At 62.7% G+C, this 19,710-nt stretch carries 15 protein-coding genes and 4 pseudogenes; 10 read left to right on the top strand and 9 right to left on the bottom strand.

The features are described 5' to 3' along the window. Positions 1 to 83: 83 nt before the first annotated feature. From IPM54_15480 to IPM54_15470, 3 genes and pseudogenes are all read right to left on the bottom strand, one after another. A pseudogene (locus tag IPM54_15480) lies at positions 84 to 1,850 on the bottom strand (response regulator). Beyond that, on the bottom strand, positions 1,847 to 2,653 hold the full coding sequence (gene dapF / locus IPM54_15475; protein ID MBK9261192.1) for a diaminopimelate epimerase: 807 nt from the start codon (positions 2,651 to 2,653) through the stop codon (positions 1,847 to 1,849). The pseudogene IPM54_15480 and the gene dapF overlap by 4 nt, the downstream one beginning before the upstream one ends. Then, the gene (locus tag IPM54_15470; protein MBK9261191.1) at positions 2,650 to 2,985 is read right to left on the bottom strand and encodes a DUF167 domain-containing protein; all 336 of its coding nucleotides are present in this window, start codon (positions 2,983 to 2,985) and stop codon (positions 2,650 to 2,652) included. Before IPM54_15470 ends, dapF begins: the two co-directional genes overlap by 4 nt. Positions 2,986 to 3,139: 154 nt before the next feature. Here IPM54_15470 and aroC point away from each other — a divergent pair. The 3 genes and pseudogenes from aroC to IPM54_15455 all read left to right on the top strand — a co-directional run bounded on the left by aroC (position 3,140) and on the right by IPM54_15455 (position 6,970). Next, positions 3,140 to 4,305 (top strand): annotated as a pseudogene (gene aroC, locus IPM54_15465) (chorismate synthase). A 177-nt stretch (positions 4,306 to 4,482) separates the two neighbouring features. Then, positions 4,483 to 6,092, top strand: a pseudogene (gene aroB, locus IPM54_15460) (3-dehydroquinate synthase). A gap of 149 nt (positions 6,093 to 6,241) precedes the next feature. Further along, entirely contained in the window at positions 6,242 to 6,970 is a 729-nt protein-coding gene (locus tag IPM54_15455; GenBank protein ID MBK9261190.1) for a hypothetical protein, read from the top strand. A gap of 145 nt (positions 6,971 to 7,115) precedes the next feature. Here IPM54_15455 and IPM54_15450 read toward each other — a convergent pair whose 3' ends face one another. After that, positions 7,116 to 7,754, bottom strand: a complete 639-nt coding sequence (locus IPM54_15450; protein ID MBK9261189.1) for a hypothetical protein — start codon at positions 7,752 to 7,754, stop codon at positions 7,116 to 7,118. A gap of 238 nt (positions 7,755 to 7,992) precedes the next feature. Between IPM54_15450 and IPM54_15445 the strand changes: the two genes are divergently transcribed. Beyond that, complete coding sequence (locus IPM54_15445; protein MBK9261188.1) at positions 7,993 to 8,616, top strand: Uma2 family endonuclease; 624 nt, start codon at positions 7,993 to 7,995, stop codon at positions 8,614 to 8,616. Here the strand turns inward: IPM54_15445 and IPM54_15440 are convergent, their stop codons facing one another. Beyond that, complete coding sequence (locus tag IPM54_15440; GenBank protein MBK9261187.1) at positions 8,617 to 9,228, bottom strand: hypothetical protein; 612 nt, start codon at positions 9,226 to 9,228, stop codon at positions 8,617 to 8,619. Between the two features lie 130 nt (positions 9,229 to 9,358). Between IPM54_15440 and IPM54_15435 the strand changes: the two genes are divergently transcribed. From IPM54_15435 to IPM54_15420, 4 genes are read left to right on the top strand one after another with little or no spacing between them, the layout of a single operon-like run. Continuing rightward, on the top strand, positions 9,359 to 10,843 hold the full coding sequence (locus IPM54_15435) for a hypothetical protein (protein ID MBK9261186.1): 1,485 nt from the start codon (positions 9,359 to 9,361) through the stop codon (positions 10,841 to 10,843). A gap of 58 nt (positions 10,844 to 10,901) precedes the next feature. After that, a complete protein-coding gene (gene zapA / locus IPM54_15430) occupies positions 10,902 to 11,210 on the top strand; it encodes a cell division protein ZapA (GenBank protein ID MBK9261185.1) in 309 nt (102 codons plus the stop codon). A gap of 5 nt (positions 11,211 to 11,215) precedes the next feature. Beyond that, a complete protein-coding gene (locus IPM54_15425) occupies positions 11,216 to 12,370 on the top strand; it encodes an 8-amino-7-oxononanoate synthase (GenBank protein ID MBK9261184.1) in 1,155 nt (384 codons plus the stop codon). Further along, on the top strand, positions 12,367 to 13,053 hold the full coding sequence (locus IPM54_15420; GenBank protein ID MBK9261183.1) for a dethiobiotin synthase: 687 nt from the start codon (positions 12,367 to 12,369) through the stop codon (positions 13,051 to 13,053). The genes IPM54_15425 and IPM54_15420 overlap by 4 nt, the downstream gene beginning before the upstream one ends. A gap of 41 nt (positions 13,054 to 13,094) precedes the next feature. Here IPM54_15420 and IPM54_15415 read toward each other — a convergent pair whose 3' ends face one another. The 4 genes from IPM54_15415 to IPM54_15400 form a co-directional block, all read right to left on the bottom strand. Beyond that, a complete protein-coding gene (locus IPM54_15415) occupies positions 13,095 to 13,610 on the bottom strand; it encodes an SMI1/KNR4 family protein (protein ID MBK9261182.1) in 516 nt (171 codons plus the stop codon). 33 nt (positions 13,611 to 13,643) lie between these two features. After that, positions 13,644 to 14,036: a hypothetical protein gene (locus tag IPM54_15410; protein MBK9261181.1), complete on the bottom strand. Its 393-nt coding sequence runs from the start codon at positions 14,034 to 14,036 to the stop codon at positions 13,644 to 13,646. A 396-nt stretch (positions 14,037 to 14,432) separates the two neighbouring features. Then, complete coding sequence (locus tag IPM54_15405) at positions 14,433 to 15,068, bottom strand: ABC transporter ATP-binding protein (GenBank protein ID MBK9261180.1); 636 nt, start codon at positions 15,066 to 15,068, stop codon at positions 14,433 to 14,435. A gap of 21 nt (positions 15,069 to 15,089) precedes the next feature. Next, positions 15,090 to 16,778: a serine/threonine protein kinase gene (locus tag IPM54_15400; GenBank protein MBK9261179.1), complete on the bottom strand. Its 1,689-nt coding sequence runs from the start codon at positions 16,776 to 16,778 to the stop codon at positions 15,090 to 15,092. 461 nt (positions 16,779 to 17,239) lie between these two features. On the opposite strand from IPM54_15400, the gene dnaN reads away from it, so the two are divergent. Further along, positions 17,240 to 18,373, top strand: coding sequence for a DNA polymerase III subunit beta (gene dnaN, locus IPM54_15395; protein MBK9261178.1), 1,134 nt, complete (start codon positions 17,240 to 17,242; stop codon positions 18,371 to 18,373). A gap of 40 nt (positions 18,374 to 18,413) precedes the next feature. After that, a pseudogene (gene recF / locus IPM54_15390) lies at positions 18,414 to 19,539 on the top strand (DNA replication and repair protein RecF). Positions 19,540 to 19,710: the final 171 nt, after the last annotated feature.

Below are 19,710 nucleotides of genomic sequence, written 5' to 3'. Positions count from 1 at the left end.
CTTTGGGCTGCGCCCAAAAGACGAGCCGACTGCTCTGCCCCCCATACCCCCCGATTCAACCTCAACCCAAATGACACGGCACTCTACCCAAATACCCGAACGCCTGCCGCTCGGCCCATCCGGTCGGCAACGACGTCAGCGAGAAGTGGATCGGCAGCGTGCGCACCATGGAGCAGGCCGTCGTCATTGCGTGCGACGAGCGCGTAGGCGCCATGTTCTGCAATGACGGCAAGCGCCTCGATGCGCGCACAACCGCGCACGGCGTGCAGATCGAGCGCGTGCAGGGTGACGAGCGATTCATCGTGCGCAATGGCCGACCGCACGGCAGCTCCGAGGCACGACGTCGGATGGTTCGTCACGACGATGGTCACGGGTCCGCCGCGCAGAGCGTCGTGAACGACTGCGTGCACGAGCGCTTGCGCTTCGGGCACGACCAATTCGAGCGGCCGTACGGCGGCAATTTGTTTTGCGGGCGCTGCATTGGCGGTTTCCCACGTGAGCATCTCGAGCAGCTCGGGCATGGTGCTCGTGTCGGGCTCGAGCTTGTGCACGACGGATGCCTTACTGGCTTCGGCACGCTGCCGCGCGACGCGCAGAAGCTTGCCGAGGTCTTGGCCGTCGTGGGGAACGCGGCTCCGCCGACGAGCAAGGTGGCATTCGTGACGGCGGGGCGATCGACGAGGCCAATGCGCAGAATGCGTCGCCTGCATGCATGTGCGCCGAGGCCGCTGGTTTCGGGCAGCAACATGTGGAATTCGTTTTCATCGACGCGGGCGAGCATGTCGGTATCGTCCGCGGTCGAAAGGAGCCTGTCGGCAACCTGGGTTTGGCTCGGCATGGACGCCGCATCGGGCGCTTCGACGACGGCGGTGACGATGGCAAACCGGCGGCCGTACCTTCGAGCGCGCGCGATTTCGCGGCCGGCAACGTCGACGTAATAAGCAAACGAATAGGCGCTGGAGGTGGGGTCTTTCAGCGCGGCACCGCCACCAGCCGATCGTTCGCGTTCGGCGAGCAGTGCGAGGGGCGCGGCAGCGGCGGACGCGAGCTGCGCGAGGAGGTTGTCGGGTTGGGGGAGCGCGTCGAGGAGCATGGCGCTGCCGGCGGCGAGGTTGCGCGAGGTGATCGGGAGGCAAACGACGCGACTTTTGGCAACGAATGCTCTGAAGAGCTGCGTTTCGTTGCCGCGGGCGGGGGATCGGCGAGGTTGGGCTGGCAGCGCCCAGGATGAGGTCACCGGGCGCGTCGCCGGCAAGGTAGACGGCGACGTTTCGGGCGCCGCTGACTTCCATGAGGAGCTCGACGAAGAGCTTGGCTCCTGCGTGTTTGTCGGTCGCACCGGAGAGCGCGGTGACGCGGGCGAGCCAGCCGGCCATGCGAGCTTCGCGGGCAGCGGCAAGCTTGAGCTGGTCCCGCTCGAAGCGTTCGACGATGCGTTGCTTGACGGGACCGGCCGCGCTGAGGATGTCGTCGCCGGACAGCGGCAGCATGAGCAAACCGGAGCAGCCGACGGCGATGGCATTGGCGGCGGCTTCGAGGTTCGACTTGGATGCGAGGGCGAAGACGGTGAGCTCGGGATGGAGGGACTTGAAGTGATGAATGAGGCTGAGGCCCGCGCCTTCGCCGACATCGAGGTCGATGAAGGCAAGCTCGGGCGTTTCGATGCTGGTACGCGCGACGGCTTCGGCGAAGTCGTGGGCGGTGATGACGCGCTCGCCGCGCAGCACCCTGGTGAAGAGGTCTCGAACGGTCGCATCGTTGGCCACGCAGAGCACGCGGAGCGTGGTGCCGGGCTTTTCGGCGATGGGCCGTCGAGACGCAGGGGGGCGCTGCGTTTGCGTGCGGATCATACGGCCATCACCTCGCCACGGAAAACGCGTCGAGCGGGGCCTTTCATGCGGATGTTGCGCTGGGTGTCGACGGTGATTTCGAGCGTACCGCCGGGCAGGGCCACGTCGACGGGCTCGCCGAAGCGGATGCGATTCGCTTCGCATGCGGCGGCGGCGACGGCGCACGCGCCCGTGCCGCAAGCGAGCGTCCGGCCGACGCCGCGTTCCCAGACGACGACGTCGATGCGAGGTCGGCTTTGCCCTTCGATCATGCGACAAAACTCCACGTTGGTGCCTCCAGGGATGGCGGTTGCAGCCGTGGGGGCAATGCGATCGATGTCGGAATCGGTGTAGCCGGAGTCGAACGTGATGGCGTGCGGGTTGCCGACGTCGACGGTCGTGAACGTGTGAATTTTGCCCGACGCGGTGACCTCGAGCGGCGCGGTGATGCGGGCGGCGCCCATGTCGACGGCGACGTTGAATTGCCCATCGGCCTGTTCGACGATGCAATGCTTGTTGCCGGCGTCGGTGGCGATGGTGAGCGTCACGTTGCCGGTGCTCATGCGAGTTGCGAGGAATGCGGCGACGCAGCGGAGGCCATTGCCGCACATTTCGGGGCGCGAGCCATCGGCATTGGTGACGATCATGCGCGGGTGAGGGCCCGAGCGATCGACGAAGAGGATGCCGTCGGCGCCGATGCCGCGGTGCCTGTCACAGAGGAGGCGCGTGCGTTCGGGGTCGAAAGGTTGGGGCAGCTCGACGATGATGAAGTCGTTGCCGAGGCCTTCCCACTTTTCGAATGCGGTGCCGAGGGCGCTGGTCATCGTTTTGCCTTGCTGAGCAGCTCACGGACGAGGGCAGGGGTGATGCCATTGATTTCGATGAGCTTGCTGCGACTTGCGAGGCCCACGATGATGTTGACATCGCGGCGGGTGACTTCGAACGCGCGAGCGAGCAGTTTGCGGAGCTCGTCGTTGGCGGCGCCTTCGGCTGGGGGTGAGGTGAGGGCGACGTCGAGCGATCCATCGCGTACGCCGATGATGGCGGACCGGGATGAACGGGGGCGAACGTGGACGGAGAAGCGGACAGCGCCCGCTCGCTCGGACACTTCGAGTCGGTCCCATTCTCCTGGGAGGCTATTGGGCGGTTGCGACATCGCGATTGATGGCGCCATCGTAGCGCAAACAGAACCGTCCATGCGGTTCATTGATTGATTTGTTTGGTGAGCGTTCATGCGAAGAAGGCGACTTTCGAGGCGAAGCTGTGCGCGCATTGTAACGACTTACGTGCGGCAGTGCTAGCGTTTCGGCATGACGCGCTTGAGGTGGATGACGGGGGGCGAATCTCATGGGCCGGCGGTGATGGCGATGGTGGAGGGGATGCCGGCGGGGATGCCTTTGCTTGCGGGGGACATCGACGACGACCTTGCTCGACGACAGCGTGGATATGGGCGCGGGGGTCGGATGAAGATCGAGACGGATCGGGTCGAGCTTTTGGGTGGGGTGCGAGGTGGTGAGACGCTTGGTGGACCCATTGCGATGCGCATCGAGAATCGGGACCATGCGAGCTGGGTGGGGCGCATGGGGGCAGCTCCGTTCGACGCGGTGCCCGAAGCGTTGACGCGGCCTCGACTGGGTCATGCGGACCTTGCGGGAGGCTTGAAGTACGACCGGAAGGACTTGCGCGACATTCTCGAGCGAGCGAGCGCTCGGGAGACGGCTGGTCGAGTGGCGGTGGGCGGGGTGTGCCGGAAGCTGCTCGGGGCTGTTTGGCGTGGAGATTTTGCGCACGTCGTATCGATTGGACCGGTCGAGGCCAAGGCGTCGGAGTTGCCCTGGACCGAGGTACGTGATCGGGCGAGGTCATCGGATGTGGGGTGTGCGGACGGAGGCGCGGCGGCCGAGATGCGCAAGGCGATACTCGAGGCGTCGCATGCGGGTGACACACTGGGTGGGGTGTTCGAGGTGGTGGCGGTGGGGCTCGTCCCGGGGCTTGGCAGTCACGTGCAATGGGACCGCAAGCTCGACGGCCGACTGGGTCAGGCGCTCTTGAGCATTCATGCGATCAAGGGTGTGGAGGTGGGGCTTGGATTCGAGGCAGCTCGGCGGCGGGGGTCTTTGGTGCACGACCCGATTGGTTACGACGAGGCTGACCGCCGGTTTACGCGGCCGACGAATCATGCTGGAGGGTTCGAGGGGGCATCACGAATGGGATGCCAGTTGTGTGCCGGGCGGCAATGAAACCGATTGCCACATTGAAGCGAGCTTTGCCGTCCGTGGATGTGCGGACGAAGGAATCGTTCGAGGCGGCGCACGAGCGGAGTGACGTGTGTGCCGTTCCAGCGGCGTCGGTCGTGGGCGAGGCGATGGTGGCGATTACGCTGGCCGATGCGTTCCTGGAGAAGTTTGGCGCAGACAGTTTGGTGGAGCTGCGGCGCAACGTGGATGGGTACCGCGAGCAATTGGCGAGGTATTGAGGGCGTGAAGGGCCTCACCCCCAAGCCCCCTCTCCCAAATGGGAGAGGGGGGGAGAAAGAACGTGCAGCAAGGGTGGAGCCCTGTTCCCCCTCTCCGCGGAGCAGCTACGCTGCGACGGGGAGAGGGGGCTAGGGGGTGAGGCAGTGAGGAACGTGTTTCACGTGAAACAGAATAACATGAGCAAAACCACACTTCGCCGACCCTTGCTGCTCGGCGGCTTCATGGGCACCGGCAAATCCACCGTGGGACCGCTCGTCGCCTCGAGCGCCGGCGTCCCCTTCATCGACCTCGATGCCACCATCGAATCCGCCACCGGAACCACCATCGCAACCTTGTTCGACTCCGCCGGCGAAGCAGCCTTCCGCCAACTCGAAGCCCAGACCCTCCGCTCGCTCCTCGCCTCCAACGAACCGCGCGTCATCGCCCTCGGCGGCGGCACCCTCGTCAACCCGTCCCTCCGCAACGAAGCCCTCGACCACGCCTGCGTCGTCAACCTCGTCGCTCACCCCAATACCATCGCCGCACGCGTCCACGGTCCAGGCAGACCGCTCCTGGACCGCGCACACAACCCCCTCGACCGCATCCGCGAACTGCTCGCCATACGCGCGTCCACGTATGCAGACGCACATGCACAAGTGCGCACCGACCACCGCGACCCACACGACATCGCCCGCGCCATCCTCCACGCATGGCGCGACGAGTCCCTCATCGTTCGCGCAAGCTCCGCCACCTACGCCGCCCGCATCACCGACGACACCCCCAGCGCCATCGCCGAGCTCGCACGTACCGTCGCCCCCTCGACCGCGTTTCTCGTCACCGATACGAACGTCGAACCCCTCGCCGCTGCACCCATCATCGACACCCTCCGCGCAGCCAACATCCCCTTCGGAGGCACAGTCACCCTCACGCCCGGCGAAGTCCACAAACAGTGGCCCGCCGTCGACCAAATCCTCCACGCCCTGGTCGATGGCGGCGCCGACCGCAATTCCCTCGTCATCGCCCTCGGCGGAGGCGTCGTATCCGATATCACCGGCTTCGCCGCCGCTGTCCTCTTCCGAGGCGTCCGCTGGATCGCCGTTCCCACGACCATGCTCTCCATGGTCGACGCCGCCGTCGGCGGAAAAACTGCCGTCGACCTGGGCCTCGCCAAAAACGCCGTCGGCGCCTTCCACCAGCCCGCAGGCGTCATCATCAACCCCGCCTACGTCCTCTCCGAGTCCCATCGAGCCTACGCCTCGGGCCTCGCCGAAGTCATCAAGTCCGGCGCCATCGCCGACGCAGAGCTCATCGACTTCATGCGAAACGAGCGCGAACGCGTCCTCCACAGAGACATCGATGCCTTGCGCGAAATGATTCGCCGATCCTCGCAGTCAAAGCCGGCATCGTCAGTCGCGACGAACGGGAATCCGGCGAACGCATGCTGCTCAACTTCGACACACCATCGGCCACGGACTCGAAGCCGCCGGCAACTACAGCCGACTCACACGGAGAAGCCGTGGCCCTCGGCATGGTGGCCATCTTGCAATTTGGTCAAGCTCGAGGCATCACCGCGAAAGGTGCAGCCAAACACATCGTCGAGCTGCTCGAGGCAACGGGGCTGCCAACGGACCTGTCCAAGCAGCCTCTCGACGAAGCCATGAAGCTCGTTGCATTTGACAAAAAGCGCGTTGCGTCGACCTTGCGCCTGGTGCTGCTCGAAGAAGTTGGCCAGCCACGAATCGAGGTCGTCCCGATCGAGGACGTGCGTCAGTTTTTCAGCAGAAGCACAGGTAAACACGACGACTGATGCGGGGTTTGGGGCGAAGGGCGCCGCAGACGACCCAAAACCCAAATGTTCAAACCGGGGATCTTGGCCGCCGGACCGAATCCTGGATACGATGCGATTCAGCCTCTTTGTTCGAGGTTCGCGGCTGGGCGCGTTGGAGGTCCCTGAACATGAAGATCCGGCAGAAACTTATTGGCTCGCTCATTGCGCTTGGTGCCTTTGGAATGGTGTTGGGCCCAGGCTGTGCTGACAACCGAAGCAGCATCTTCATCCGCGGAGCGATGGTCATCCCACAGGATACGTGCACGGTCCTCGCGGACTCGAATGCCGATCTCCTGTTCCGCGGCGCATACGATACGGCGTTCGCAGCAACAGGCGCGTCGGAATACACCGCAGCTCTGCTCGTCGGTAACCAGCTCGTTCGTCGTGGAAACGCTTCGACACTTCGAACGGAAACGTCGCGCGTCGTTTTTCATGAGGCAGAAATCAACCTGACGAACAGTGCAGGTGATCCGATCGCGAACGGCAACTTCCTCGTTCCAGTATCGGGATTTGCAGACGCCGCAACGGGAACCGATCCGGGCTATGGCGCGGTAGGCGTCACCCTGATCGATGCGACGGCCGCTCAGTCGATCACATCGGGGCAGGAAGTCGTCGCGAGGGTCGTCCTGCGCGGTGAGACGCTGGGCGGCGTGGACGTCGAGACGGACGAATGGGCGTTCCCGATCACAGTCTGCAACGGGTGTCTGATCTACTTCCCCGCCGAGGCGGACGATCCGGCGAATCCAGGCCTGGATTGCGACGTGCGCGACGAAGCGCCGTTCTACTGCCGCATCGGGCAGGACACCTCGGTCGACTGTCGAACATGCGCTGGCGTCATTCCGGCCTGCACGCCGTGATGGTCGCTCGGCATCGCTGAACTTGCTTCTCCACGGTCACGAGCGCTGAATCCCTTCGCCACGGCGGTACGTGCGCGCACCCACGACCGCTCGAGGTGCAATGGCCGGCAATTCCCTGATCAACACCCGTATGTGGTGCCTTCCTTCACGGCGATTGCCCGATCAGCACGTTCACCGCGCCGTTCGGTGCGGGCAGCTCGAAGTTCATGGTCACCTCGTATGCGGGGGTGCCTGTTTGAGCATCCATCTCCGAAGCGTACACGGGCACTCGGATTCGGTATCGCCCCGCCTGAGCGACGTGCTCTTCGTGGCAGGAGCACCCTTCGGGGGTCGTGCCGAAGGTGTAGCGCATGCCAGTCCAGGTATCGGCGGTGTTCGCACCTACATCGAGCTGCACGCTTTCCTGCGGGCAAGCTCCGCAGACGATGCATCCGTTCGGGGTGCCGCACGCCTGGCTGCAGAAGGTGCGGGTGGCTACGGGTGCCGAGTAGTCATCGGCGCAGGATTCGATGGTGTACTGGAGAGCGCAATCTTTTCGCAAGAACGCTGGGAATGCGCCGTTGTTCTCGAACCGGATCTTCACGTTGTAGGGGCCTTGTTCCGACGTTTCGACGGCGCATTGCGGTGGGATGGCGCCTCCGTCGCCGCCGGTTCCTGCGGTCCCGCCGCCGGTGCCGCCGGTGCCTCCGGCGCCGCCGGTGCCGTTTTCAGTGACCGAGCTTCCGCAGGCGGTCGCCAGAACGAGCGCCGACGCCAATGCACCACGTATCCACCATGACATCATGTTGCGCCTCCTTGGGTGGGCCGAACATGGGCTCGGCCGAGTTGCCGGGCTACGTGGCAACAGTTGCGCCTACGGAGAAAGCCGGACGATCATGGCGGACGGAAGCGGCTGCTAGGTCAGCAAGGGTTGAGCATGTGCCAGCGTGAGTCGCTGGAGGCGCTTCATGGAAGTGGCCACTTTTGCAAACCGTGTGTCCAGCCAATCAATGCTGTGGTAGAGTCGGCTGAGGAGAAGCGCCATGGAAGCCGTCACAAGCGCCCTGTCACAGCTCGATCCGTCACGTCGCGAAGGCGGCGTCGTCTTGGAGAACGTCTCTTGGGATACGTATGAGGGCTTGTTACGCGCTCTGGGCGATGACCACCCGTCCTTGCGATTGACCTATCTGGAAGGCCGTTTGGAGATCATGACTACCTCATATCGCCACGAACGCATCAAGAAGCTTATCGCCCGATTGCTCGAAATTTGGGCGCTCGAGCGCAACATGCGGTTCGACGGCTACGGTGGGGCCACGTTCAAGAAGAAGGAAGCTGCTCGGGGCCTCGAGCCGGACGAGTGTTATGTGCTTAGAGAGGTCGGTGATTTGCCGACGGAGCCGGACATCGCTATCGAGGTGGTCGAAACGCACGGGACGGTGGACAAGATGGCGGTGTATGCGGGCTTGGGCGTGCGGGAAGTTTGGGTATGGGAAGCGAACCAGTTGAAGATTCATATGCTTCAGGGCGGCCGGTATGTGATATCGGAGGCGAGTGCGTTGTTGCCTACGCTCGACGTGGTGGAGCTCGCTGAGTTCGTGCGTCAGGGGGAGCAGGATCAGACGGCGACGGTGCGGCGTTACTGGGAGTTGATCCGCGAGCGCGGGTGATCACTTCACGGGCCGTGTCGATGGGGATCCTCCTCGCAGCGCATTGATGAGCAGTTGCGCGGGGAGCGACAGGGCGACGATGTCGAGTTGCGCGGAGATGACGATGGACGTTTCGCCGGATGCGCCGAGGCCGTAGCGGAATTGGGCGAGGAGTCCGCCGGCCATGTTGTACGGGTCGTGGTGGTTGTAGCTGCGAAAGCCCCAGAAGAAGGATCCGGCGACGCCCGGTTCAAGGCCGATAGCGGGAGCGTATCTGCCGTAGGCTCCAGCCGACAGCACGATGGGAAGTCCGTCGATGACGGGCAGTAATGCGGCTCCACCGCCACCGAATTGCAGTTCGTCGAACGCGTGGGTGGCCACTTCGGCGTAGGGTCCGAAGCCGAAGCTCGAGACCTTTGATCGGCCGAACAGGACATCGCTGCGGACGCCGAGGTGGAAGACGGTCTCGTCCCAGAACTGGCGGTTGAGCGCGCGGCCTGCTGCTCCGATGGTAATGGCGGCGGTGGTTTGAGGTTCGGCCTTGGCTTGGTGCGTGACGAGGCCGATGCATGCGCCAAGTGCCACTGCGACGGCTCGCTGGGTGCATCGCGCCAAGCTTCGAAGTGCGCTCATGTCTGACTGCATCGCTCAGTCGCGCGGATGGGTCAACCGTCCGTTGAGCTTGTGTTTCACGTGAAACAACGGCTCAGCTCGCCGTGCATCAAACTTGCGTGCGGTGGAGGAGATGAGTAGCGTTCGGTCTGTGTCCAAGAAACTCGTCATAAGAGCCCTCGGGATTGCAGGGGGTAATCTGGATGCAGCCCTGGCACTTCTCACCGACATCGATCGGGGATTCCTTCGACGACGGCTCAACCATTACATCAAACACGGTAGTGCTCGGCAACAGAAGGCGGCGGAGGATCTTTGGAAGGCGCTATTTCCGCATCCCGAACACCATTCGTCGGCATCCAACTTGCCGAAAACGGCCCTGCAAGCGCTTCCAGCGCAGCCCCAGCCGCATCGCATTCAATTGGATCAGCCTGAGCCATTCCTTTCCTGGCTGGTCGGTGAACGACTCCAGAATGAAACGTTCGCCCTCGACGACGTCGGCGTCATCGAAGCTTGGGGGCTCGTTGCTTTAGCTGCATTATGCTTGCCTGAACGCACGGCAACAAAGCTTCGTGTTGTGCCGGGGCGCAGTGGCGACGCAGCAAGATTCGCCTATGCGCTGGGATTCAATGAAATTATCACAGGTCAACAAACGCAAGCGCAGCATGAAGCTGCACGTACCGTTCGACTCCGGCGCGTAACACAGTACCAAGAGATAGACTCATGTGCTGACGAGATGAGCCGCTTGATGGTCCCATCCGCGAGCGACGATGATATTCGCCTGAGCATTCGTTATGTTCTCATCGAGTTGTTGCGAAATGTCATTCAACACAGCGAAGATACATTGGGAGGAGTTGCCGCCGCCCAATTGATGAACCGCGGGGCCTACGCGAACCGCCCTGTCATTCAAGTTGCCGTGGCTGATGCGGGCATCGGCATCCCCGAGCACGTCGGGCGAATGCACAAGGGCTTGGAAGATCCTCGCATTGCACTTGAACGCGCGCTGTGGCCGCATATCTCCGGGACGTTCCCCCAGGGACTTACGGGTTCACGCGACAACGCAGGCCTTGGTTTGTTCTTCATTGCGGAGATGGCAAAGCGCACCCAAGGCCGGTTGCTCGTAGCCAGTCGCGGTAGTGCGTTGGTGCTGGCCAGTCGGGATGACGTCGAGGGAGATCGAGTCGTGCCGCGTTTTCTGTTGCCGCAAGGTATCGGTTTCCCCGGAACTCTCGTTGTATTCGAGATCCCATCGAGCACTGTTACAAACTATGCCCAGTTGACCCAATCCATTCATGACGCGGCTCGCGCACGCACCCCTGCACGAGCGGTTCGCCATTGGGTACGCTTCGAGATGCCCGCGGGCGATCCGGAAACGATTCGAGTTCGAGAGCTCAACGAAAACACGACACTCGCCGCGGGTGTCGCCAAAGATCGCATCCGCCCAGCCGTACTCGCAAATCGCCTCCTCGTCTTCGACTTTGCGGGTATCGAAGTTTGCACGCAAAGCTTTCTCCATGCGCTCATGTATGAAGCTGTACGGCTTGCATGGGCGATGCGCGCTCCGATTTATGTCGTGCACGCAGATGGCCCCGTTCGAAGTGGAATCGAGTTCCTCGAAAGCTACGCGCTCGGCGGGTGATCGTTCCCTCCGTTTCACGTGAAACAACCGCCCCGATTCGTGGTAGGGTGCCCCCGCTATGGGAGGACGTACGGTCCAAGTTCGCGTCGGTGGCCAAAACTATAAAGTCGTCACGTCGGGAACCGATGACGAGCTGCAGCGCGCTGCTCTGATTGTCGAACAGAAACTCGCCGAAGTGTCACCGCCAGGCCGCATGGCCAACCCCCACGCCCTGCTGCTCGCCGCCCTGCGCCTCGCCAACGAGCTCGAAGAAGCACAAGCCAAACACGCCGAGCTCCGCGCTCAAACCAGATCCGCCTTCACCCGCCTGCGCGACCGTATCGACGCAACCCTCGGCACCGCCCCTGACGACGAGGACCGTCGATGACCCGCATCGGCGCGCTCCAGTTTCTCGAAACGGAAATCAAAGCGCTCGACGAACAAGGCCTCCTCCGTAGCCACAAGCCACCCCCAATAGGCGCGCTCGTCATGTGCTCCAACGATTACCTCGGCTACGCAAGCGATCCGTGGCTTGGGAACGCCCGCATCGAGCACCCCGCATCCGGCGCCGGCGCATCACGCCTCGTCAGCGGCGAATTCCCAGAACATGCGCGCGCCGAACAAACCATCGCCTCGTGGCTCGACACCGAAGCCGCCCTGCTCTTCTCGTCAGGATACGCCGCCAACGTCGGCACCATCTCGGCGCTCGCCCAAAAAGGCGACGTCATCGTCTCCGATGCCCTCAACCACGCCTCCATCATCGATGGCTGCCGCCTCTCCGGCGCCACCGTCGCCGTCGTCCCCCACAACAACCCCGACGCCGTCGCCCGAGCTCTCGACCACGCCCACCACGCTCGCCGCCGCTGGGTCGTCACCGAATCCTACTTCAGCATGGACGGCGATGCCCCCGACCTGAAACGCTTGCGCACCATCTGCGACCACCACGGCGCCGCCCTCATCGTCGACGAAGCCCACGCCATCGGTACGCTCGGTCCCGCCGGTCGAGGCATCGCCGCTTCCATGAACGTCGCGCCCGATGTCCTCGTCGGAACCCTCGGCAAGTCCATCGGCCTCCAAGGTGCCTTCGTCGCCGGCCCTCGAGCATTGCGAACCTGGCTCTGGAACCGCGCACGCAGCTTCGTCTTCTCCACCGGCATCAGCCCAAGCCTCGCCAGCGCCATCCACGAACGCGTGCTCCAAGTCGCCCAGGACGAGCCCCGACGCGAACGCCTCGAAAAAGTTGCCAGGCACCTGCGCACCGAGCTCGCACGCATCGTCGGCCCCGCGCTCATGCCCTCGGATGGCCCCATCTTGCCCGTTTTCATCGGCGCACCCGATGCAGCCGTCCGCATCTCCAATCGCCTGCGCGAACGAGGCGTCCTCGTACAAGCCATTCGCCCGCCCACCGTACCCACGGGAACCTCGCGACTGCGCATTACCGCCCACGCACGGCTCTCCGATCAACAAATCGAGCTTTTCCTCAACGTCTTTCGCGACGCCTGGTCCGAGCTCGCCGCCCCAGCCCCGCGTCCAACCATCGCGCCATGACCCGCATCGTCGTCCTCGGAACCGGCACCGAAATCGGAAAAACGCACGCCTCGATCGCCATTGCCGCAACCCTCGCGGACATGCGCATCGCCATTGCCGCATTAAAACCCATCGAATCGGGCGTTCCCATCGACACGACCAGCGCGTCCACCGACGCTGCATCCCTCGCCGCCGTCAGCTCGTATCCCATCAGCCCCCAGCCGTACGCATTCCCCGATCCCGTCTCGCCGCACCTCGCAGCTCGTCGCGCGGGCGTCGTCATCGACTTCGATCGCATCACGAGCTGGGTCGATTCACACCACGCCCAAGTGGTCCTCGTCGAAACCGCCGGTGCAATGCTCTCGCCGATTGACCGAGGTCGCACGAACATGGACCTTGCTCGAGCTTTGCGGCCCGATTTGCTGCTGCTCGTCGCGCCCGATCGTCTTGGCGTCTTGCACGACGTCACGGCCGCACTTCACGCGCTGCGTACGCTTGCGCCCGAGCTGCCACAGCCAACGTTATTGCTTCAGCCGCCCGCTGTGCCGGATACGTCGACGGGCACGAACGCAGATGAAATCGCGTGGCTCGGCATTGCGGCAAAACCTCACGTGCTGCCGAGGGCGAAGCCGACGGACCGGATTACGCGAGACGCGGTTTTATCGATTCTCGAAGAATGGCGCCTCGCAAAGACGCAACTCTGAAACTTTTGCGCCTTTGCGTATTTTTGTGACTTGCGCTCGTATTATTTGCAGAGCGCTCGCACGTCGGCCTCGAACTTGGGAAATTCGGCTTTCGCGGCGGCAATGATGTCGAGCGGCTTTTTTTTGCGATTTTTCGCGTGACGTTCGGCGAACTTGGTGAATTCGGCATTCGGCTTGGGCTTGTGGCGCTTGCTTTCCACCGCCTCGTACGGGCCAAACCCTCCTGCCAAGAGCCACAAGTAATCGTAAAAGTCTTTTGCGACGATTCCGATTTCGCCTTCGGAGCCGAAAAACACGATGGGTTGCTCGAGCAATGGCTTGTCTTTACGAACGAGCCAAAATGCGGCATACCCGCCGGTCCCGTCCTGACCAAAAACTCGGTATTCGGATCCATTCAGTGAATCGTTCCCGGTCCACGCACGAATCCACGAGGCATTGTCTTCGGGGGCCAGGAATTCCTGGTACGGCTCGAAGTCGATGTTGTCTTCGTCGAAGTCGACATCGAGCTCGTGAAGGTCGCTGAGCAGGGAGGGGAAGGTTTGGTCGAAGTCGCGCATGGCGGGCCTCATACCACGTGACTCGGAAGCGTTCTACAGCATGCGTTCGAGCGCCCGAGCGATTTGCAGGTCGCCCATGCACCCGTCCGACCCTTTAGCGAAGGCGCAGCTCAGCGTGAGGGTGCCATCTGTGAGGTGGACCGAGCCTTCTTTGGCGTCTTTCACGTTCGTGACGACGAAGCGCTTGATGCTTTCGCGCACGGCTTCTTTGCCGAGCTCGTCGACGCAGATGACGCGAAAGGCGTTGGACATTTTGCGTACGCCGAGGTGTTGGAGGTTTCGAAGGGCGGGCTCATCGCTCTCGAAGCTGGGCCAGTCGATGTCGATGACGACTTCGGAGCTTGCGATGTCGCGCATGTCCTTTTGTTCTTCGGGCACCCAGGTTTCTTTTGCTTCTTTGATGAGCCGCTTTTCGATGAGCCCCATGTTGTCCGTCGCCTCCTTGATTGGTCCGTACGGTCGCTTAGGGAGGAGGCGGTGTCAACTGGTGATGGCACGAAGCGCCGTTCGCTCGGTAGACATGAACTTGGGTGGACGACGCAGCCATGCTAGAAGTGCACTCGAGGAGTTTGCTGGATGAGCAGGACCAAAGAGCTCGATGTTGAACGATTGAGCCGCGCAGAGGAATGGCAGCGCACACAGGCATGGGCGACTTGGCTGCGGATGATGGCGGGGGACGTTAGCGAAGTATCGAAGTCCGACATTGATACTGAATTCAATAATGCATTGCGAAGTAATACCAATCGTTGATTTGTAACGCTACGCCGCATTCGAATATTTTATATTTTTGAATGTTCTGAAATATGGCTATCCCCGCCAAACCTATTTCCCCTCCACCACCCGCCCGCGCTCCAGCACCCACCGCGCCTTCGCCCGCTCCCGAAATAGCTCCGGCTCGTGCGATACCACCACCACCGCCGCCCCGCGCGCGACCTCGTCGTCCACCACCGATAGCAGCCGCTTCACCCCCGCCTTGTCCAGCCCCGTCGTCGGCTCGTCCAAGAGCACCAACGACGGCCCGTGCACCAGCGCCCGCGCCAATGCCACTCGCTGCTTCTGCCCTCGCGAATACGTGCGCACCGGCCTATTCGCAAATGCCCCAAGCTCGAACCTGTCGGCGACGCGCTCCCATACGTCGTCCACCGACATGTCCACCAGACTTGCCGCAAGCTCGATGTTCTTCCGACCCGTCAAATCCGGATACGTGAGCGATTCGTGCGACAACCACCCAACTTCGTGCCGCACCTCATCCAAATCGTCACCCAGCGGCTCGTAGATGACCGTGCCCGCCGTCGGCCGTACAACCGTCCCCAGAATACCGAGAAGTGTTGACTTTCCCGATCCGTTCGCACCCTCGATCAGCGTGAGCTGCGCACGGTCGATCGTCACATCGACGCCACGCAGCGCCACCGTGAACCCGTACGTCTTGACCAACCCTTTCGTCGTGACACGCGTGATTTTCGAACGGCCCAACGCGACTCACCGACCCTTCCCAGATGGCGGCGGAAACGGGCGAACGAGCGTCGTGCGATCACCCGAAAACGATGGAGGATCGACCAGCGTGTGCTCGTCTTCGCCATCGTCGTCATCGAAGTGCAGCCGCTCCGGTTGATGATGCGCCCCTCGCTGCGTCATCGGCGGCGACTCGAGCGGTACGACACCCACCGACGGCGTCTCCGCTCGCTCGATCGTCGGCTCATCCGAGATGGCCGGCGGAGGCGGCAACCAAGCAACCCGATCCGACTCCTTCGCAGCAGCAACCGGCTGTCCAAGCGGCAACGTCTTCGACCCGCCCATCGACGACCCCGGAGCACGCGGTACGGATGCGCCCGGCGACGAAGGTTTGTCGAAGTTGAACGACGCCGCACCATGACGTGACGACTTCGGTGCCGACGTTCGCGCCGCCGCAAGCACCGCAACTTCCTTGTTCGTCAACGACAGAACGACCGTCTCGTCATCCTCGGGCTCGGTCGAAAACGACACGCGCGTCGGTTGCGGTTGAGGCGCAGAGCGGATCGACAGCGGCGGCGCTTCGGGCTCGATGACGCGGCGAAGTGCTTCGCGAAATTCGAGCGCCGTTTGAAAACGATCCTCGCGCATCTTCGCAAGCGCTTTGTCGACGATGCGTTCGATGGCCGGGTTGATGCCCGGTCGCACCTCCGAAAGCGGCCTGTGTTTCGACGTGAGGATCTGCACGAGCAGCGCGTTGTAGTTTCGTGCGACAAACGGGCGACGACCCGAGAGCGACTCGTACAAGATGACGCCCGCCGCCCAGATGTCGACGCGATGATCGAGCCCCCTGTCACCTCGCGCTTGCTCGGGCGCCATGTAGTACGGTGTTCCCATGACGATGCCAGGCATCGTGAGGTCCGCATCGCGGTTGTCGTGTATCGCTTTCGAGATGCCGAAGTCGAGCAGCTTGGCGACCGCCGGCGAGCCTGGACGACGCATGAGGAACACGTTCTCCGGCTTCAAATCGCGATGAATGATCCCCTTGTCGTGAGCCGCTCCGAGCGCCGAAAGCACTTGCAGCATCACGTCGATGAGGTCGCGCTCGGGCATCGCACCTTCACGCTTGATGCGTTGGTCGAGCGTCTCGCCAACGAGTCGCTCCATCACGAGGTACGGCGAGCCATCGTCGAGTCTTCCGAGATCGTACGTTTCGCAAATATTCGGATGACCGATGTTGCCCGCCACGCGTGCTTCGTGACGAAGACGCGCTACCGCTTCGGCCTGTTGTGCGTGTTTGGGATGAAGAACTTTGACCGCGACGAGCCGCCCAATCGCGACGTGCTCCGCCTCGTACACCGCACCCATGCCACCTTGTCCGAGCAGCGCTTTGATGCGGTACTTGCCGCCGACTTCGACGCCCACGAGGTCACGTCGTTGCTCGAGCTTGCGCACGCTCGCGGGCGATGGTTCGCCCGCCTTGGGCGAAGCGGGAATCGCACGCGGCGCCGTCACGGGCGGCACGACGGGGCGCGCTCCAGCGCCCGGCCCGATGGCTCGCGGAATCGTCGGTGCAGCCGGTATGAACGGGCGAGGCGTGTTCGAAGCTCCGCGCGGCGGCAAACCGGATGCTGGCCCAAGGGGCAGTCCCGTCGCCGGACAGATCACGAGCCGTTCGTCGTGCCGGATGCCGCAGTGGCGGCAGCGGAGTTCGCTCATCGCGAGAACCCTACGTTCGGCCATTCTGCGCCCCAGGGCCACTTCAAAATCGAACTTCTGAAACGTTATTTATGTTACTGTTTCAAAGTACCAACCCTGACGCAGAACCTGGGGACAACCTCGGTAGATCTCCAGGATCCACCTGGGGACAGTTGCAGGTACTTCCGGACGCCCGTCAGGTTGTTCCCGATTCGTCCCGATCGAACCCCCCGGTTATCCACGCCGGGCTGGCTCTGCAACCGATGAATATTGCTACGCTTTCTGGACTTCTCCACACTGTCCACAGGCCCTACGACGATCACGTATAAGTAAATTTCTAGATCTCATGATCATAGACTGAGCCGTACGGCGTGTCACAAAACCAACACTTGTCGTGGTCTGTGCATTTCGGCCTTCGCCGAGGCGATAACCCTGCTAAGAGGGACCGGGCCGTTGCCTTCTGCGCACGGTGAAACAGGGCCATGGACCTCGTCATTGCCAAAAAAGATCTGCTCCGTTTGGTCGACCGCTGTCAGGGCGTAGCCGACAAGAAGAGCGCCATGCCGGTGCTCGCCAACGTTTTGCTCGCGGCTGATGGGAACGCGCTGCGTGTTGCTGCAACCGACTTGTACCTCTCGGTCAGTGGCCAAACGGCTGCGGAAATCGTGAGTGCAGGTTCCGTTGCGGTGCCAGCGAAAGACTTGCTCGACCGCGTGAAGGCGATGCCGGATGGTCCCATTCAGGTGACGGCGCGCGAGGGTGCGCAGACGATCATCAAGGCCGTCGGCTCACCGCGCAGGTACACGCTTCACGGCATGCCGGGCAGCGAGTTTCCGCAGCTTCCGAAGCCTGCGGCCGATGCGCCGTCACTCGAGTTGCCCGTGGACTTGCTCTCGCGGCTCATCGCGCGGACGCATTTTTCGATCTCCACGGACGAGACGCGCGCGCATGTGAACAGCGCGCTCTTCGAGTGGGCGGGCAATCGCGTTCGCATGGTGACGACCGATGGTCATCGCTTGTCGAAGATGGAAGTGACGCTCGAAGGCACGAGCGCGACGGCGACGATGCTCATTCCGCTGAAGGCGATTCACGAGCTGCGCAGGCTCGCCGACGGTGCACGAGGCGAGAAGGAAGCACCGCCGACCGTGACCATCACGCAGAGCGGGCCGAACGCATTTTTCTCCGTCGGGGGCATGGTGTTTTCGGTCAAGCTCGTCGATGCGCAATTTCCGCCGTATCAGCAGGTCATTCCTGCGGCGAGCGACCGCAACATTCGCGCTCCGCGAGCGCCTTTCACCGATGCGCTTCGTGCCGTGTCGCTCGCTGCGAGTGATCGAACGGGCGGCGTGAAGCTCACGGTGACGCCGCGCGCGCTTCGCATCACGAGCGAGAGTCCCGAGAGTGGCAACGGCTTCGACGAAGTGCCGATCGACTACGAGGGTGCCGAGGTGACAGTTGGTTTCAACGCCAAGTATTTCCTCGACGTGCTCGGCGCCATCGACAGCGACGAAATCATCCTGGGCGTCTCTGGCGAGCTCGATCCGGCTGTGCTTCGTCCGGCTGGTGAACCGGCACAAGAAAGCTACGTGTCGGTGATCATGCCCATGCGCATCTAGCGACTTCGAACCAGACTGTGGTTCGTTCGTCGGTTTTCCAATGAATCGTCTCGAGCTCGAACGGCTCAGCGTACGCGGCCTGCGCGTTCTATCGCGGGTGGACATTTCCCCCGCACCTCGACTCAACGTCATTTGGGGCAACAACGGTCACGGCAAGACGAGCTTGCTCGAGGCCATCTATTTCGTAGCGACGTCGAAGAGTTTTCGCACGTCGCGACTCGGCGAGCTCGTGCGGCATGGCGAGAGTGCGCTGAGTGTTCGGGCGCGTTTCATCGAGCGCAGTGATGCGTTCGGAACCGCTTGCGCGTGAGCAGAGTGCGGGGACGGCGAGCAAGGGTGGCGGTGTGGTCGTGCGCATCGACGGCGACAAACCAAAAGCGCTCGTCGAGTATGCGACGCGTTCGCCGGTCGTGGTGTTTCACCCTGACGAACTGGGTTTGTCCTCGGGTCCGGCCCTTGGACGTCGAACGATGCTCGACAGACTTGCGCTGTTCGTGGACGGTCGCAGCAGCGAGACGCGCGCGCGGTATGCGCATGCGCTCAAGGCGCGGCAGGAACTGCTGAAGCGTGGAGCGACCGAGAGCAGCGAGCTTTTGGCTTTCGAAACGCTTTGTGCCGAGCATGGTGCAGCGCTCACGCAGCAGCGTGCGCGAGCGGCTGAGCTTTTGGTGCGTGAGCTCGAAGTTGCGTTCGCGCAGATTGCGTCGCCCGACTTGCAGCTCGTCGCGCGTTACGTGCCTGGTGGTTCAGCGGATGTGTCGAAGGCGCGTGAGGAGCTCGAGCGGCGGAGGCGGCAGGATGCGATGCGTCCGAGTGCGGGATTTGGTCCGCATCGGGACGATCTCGAGTTGCGATTCGGAGAACATCTCGTGCGGATCGTTGCGTCGCAGGGACAGCATCGAGCGTTGACGCTTTCGCTGAAGGCGGCGGAGACGGCGACGATAGCGAAGGAGCGGGGCGTCGAGCCTTTGCTTTTGCTCGACGATGTATCGAGCGAGCTCGATCCGGAGCGTACGGTGGCGCTTTTTTCTTTTTTGAGTCTCCACCGAGGTCAGATTTTCCTGACGACCACGCGTCCCGAGCTCATCCGGACGCCTGGGGAATGGGCGGGCGATCGCGCCGATTTTCACATTTCGGCAGGGGAGGTCGTCATCGCGCCTCCATAGTTGCCCGGCTGGCGTATTTTCCGCATGAAAAAGGCTGCGCGGCGCTTGCTTGGGAGCTGTGAAAAAGCTAGATTTCGGCCACTCAAAACGGCCCCTGGCGAGTGATGCCATATTGCTCGCGGTGGGTTGTCCCGTACGGGTCCGACGCATTGGCATCGGGGACAGAAAAGC

The organism is Polyangiaceae bacterium (genome assembly GCA_016715885.1).
In the GTDB taxonomy this organism is placed as follows: Bacteria; Myxococcota_A; Polyangia; order Polyangiales; family Polyangiaceae; genus Polyangium.
Note: the sequence above shows the minus strand (reverse complement) of the source record. Positions and strands in the feature narration are given on the sequence as shown.

Excerpts from the sequence above, each read along its gene's own strand:
- zapA (MBK9261185.1), top strand. The coding sequence starts at position 10,902 with ATGGGAGGACGTACGGTCCAAGTTCGCGTCGGTGGCCAAAACTATAAA.
- IPM54_15415 (MBK9261182.1), bottom strand. The coding sequence starts at position 13,610 with ATGCGCGACTTCGACCAAACCTTCCCCTCCCTGCTCAGCGACCTTCAC.
- IPM54_15450 (MBK9261189.1), bottom strand. The coding sequence starts at position 7,754 with ATGATGTCATGGTGGATACGTGGTGCATTGGCGTCGGCGCTCGTTCTG.
- IPM54_15455 (MBK9261190.1), top strand. The coding sequence starts at position 6,242 with ATGAAGATCCGGCAGAAACTTATTGGCTCGCTCATTGCGCTTGGTGCC.
- IPM54_15445 (MBK9261188.1), top strand. The coding sequence starts at position 7,993 with ATGGAAGCCGTCACAAGCGCCCTGTCACAGCTCGATCCGTCACGTCGC.
- IPM54_15410 (MBK9261181.1), bottom strand. The coding sequence starts at position 14,036 with ATGGGGCTCATCGAAAAGCGGCTCATCAAAGAAGCAAAAGAAACCTGG.
- IPM54_15470 (MBK9261191.1), bottom strand. The coding sequence starts at position 2,985 with ATGTCGCAACCGCCCAATAGCCTCCCAGGAGAATGGGACCGACTCGAA.
- IPM54_15400 (MBK9261179.1), bottom strand. The coding sequence starts at position 16,778 with ATGAGCGAACTCCGCTGCCGCCACTGCGGCATCCGGCACGACGAACGG.
- IPM54_15420 (MBK9261183.1), top strand. The coding sequence starts at position 12,367 with ATGACCCGCATCGTCGTCCTCGGAACCGGCACCGAAATCGGAAAAACG.
- dapF (MBK9261192.1), bottom strand. The coding sequence starts at position 2,653 with ATGACCAGCGCCCTCGGCACCGCATTCGAAAAGTGGGAAGGCCTCGGC.
- IPM54_15440 (MBK9261187.1), bottom strand. The coding sequence starts at position 9,228 with ATGAGCGCACTTCGAAGCTTGGCGCGATGCACCCAGCGAGCCGTCGCA.
- dnaN (MBK9261178.1), top strand. The coding sequence starts at position 17,240 with ATGGACCTCGTCATTGCCAAAAAAGATCTGCTCCGTTTGGTCGACCGC.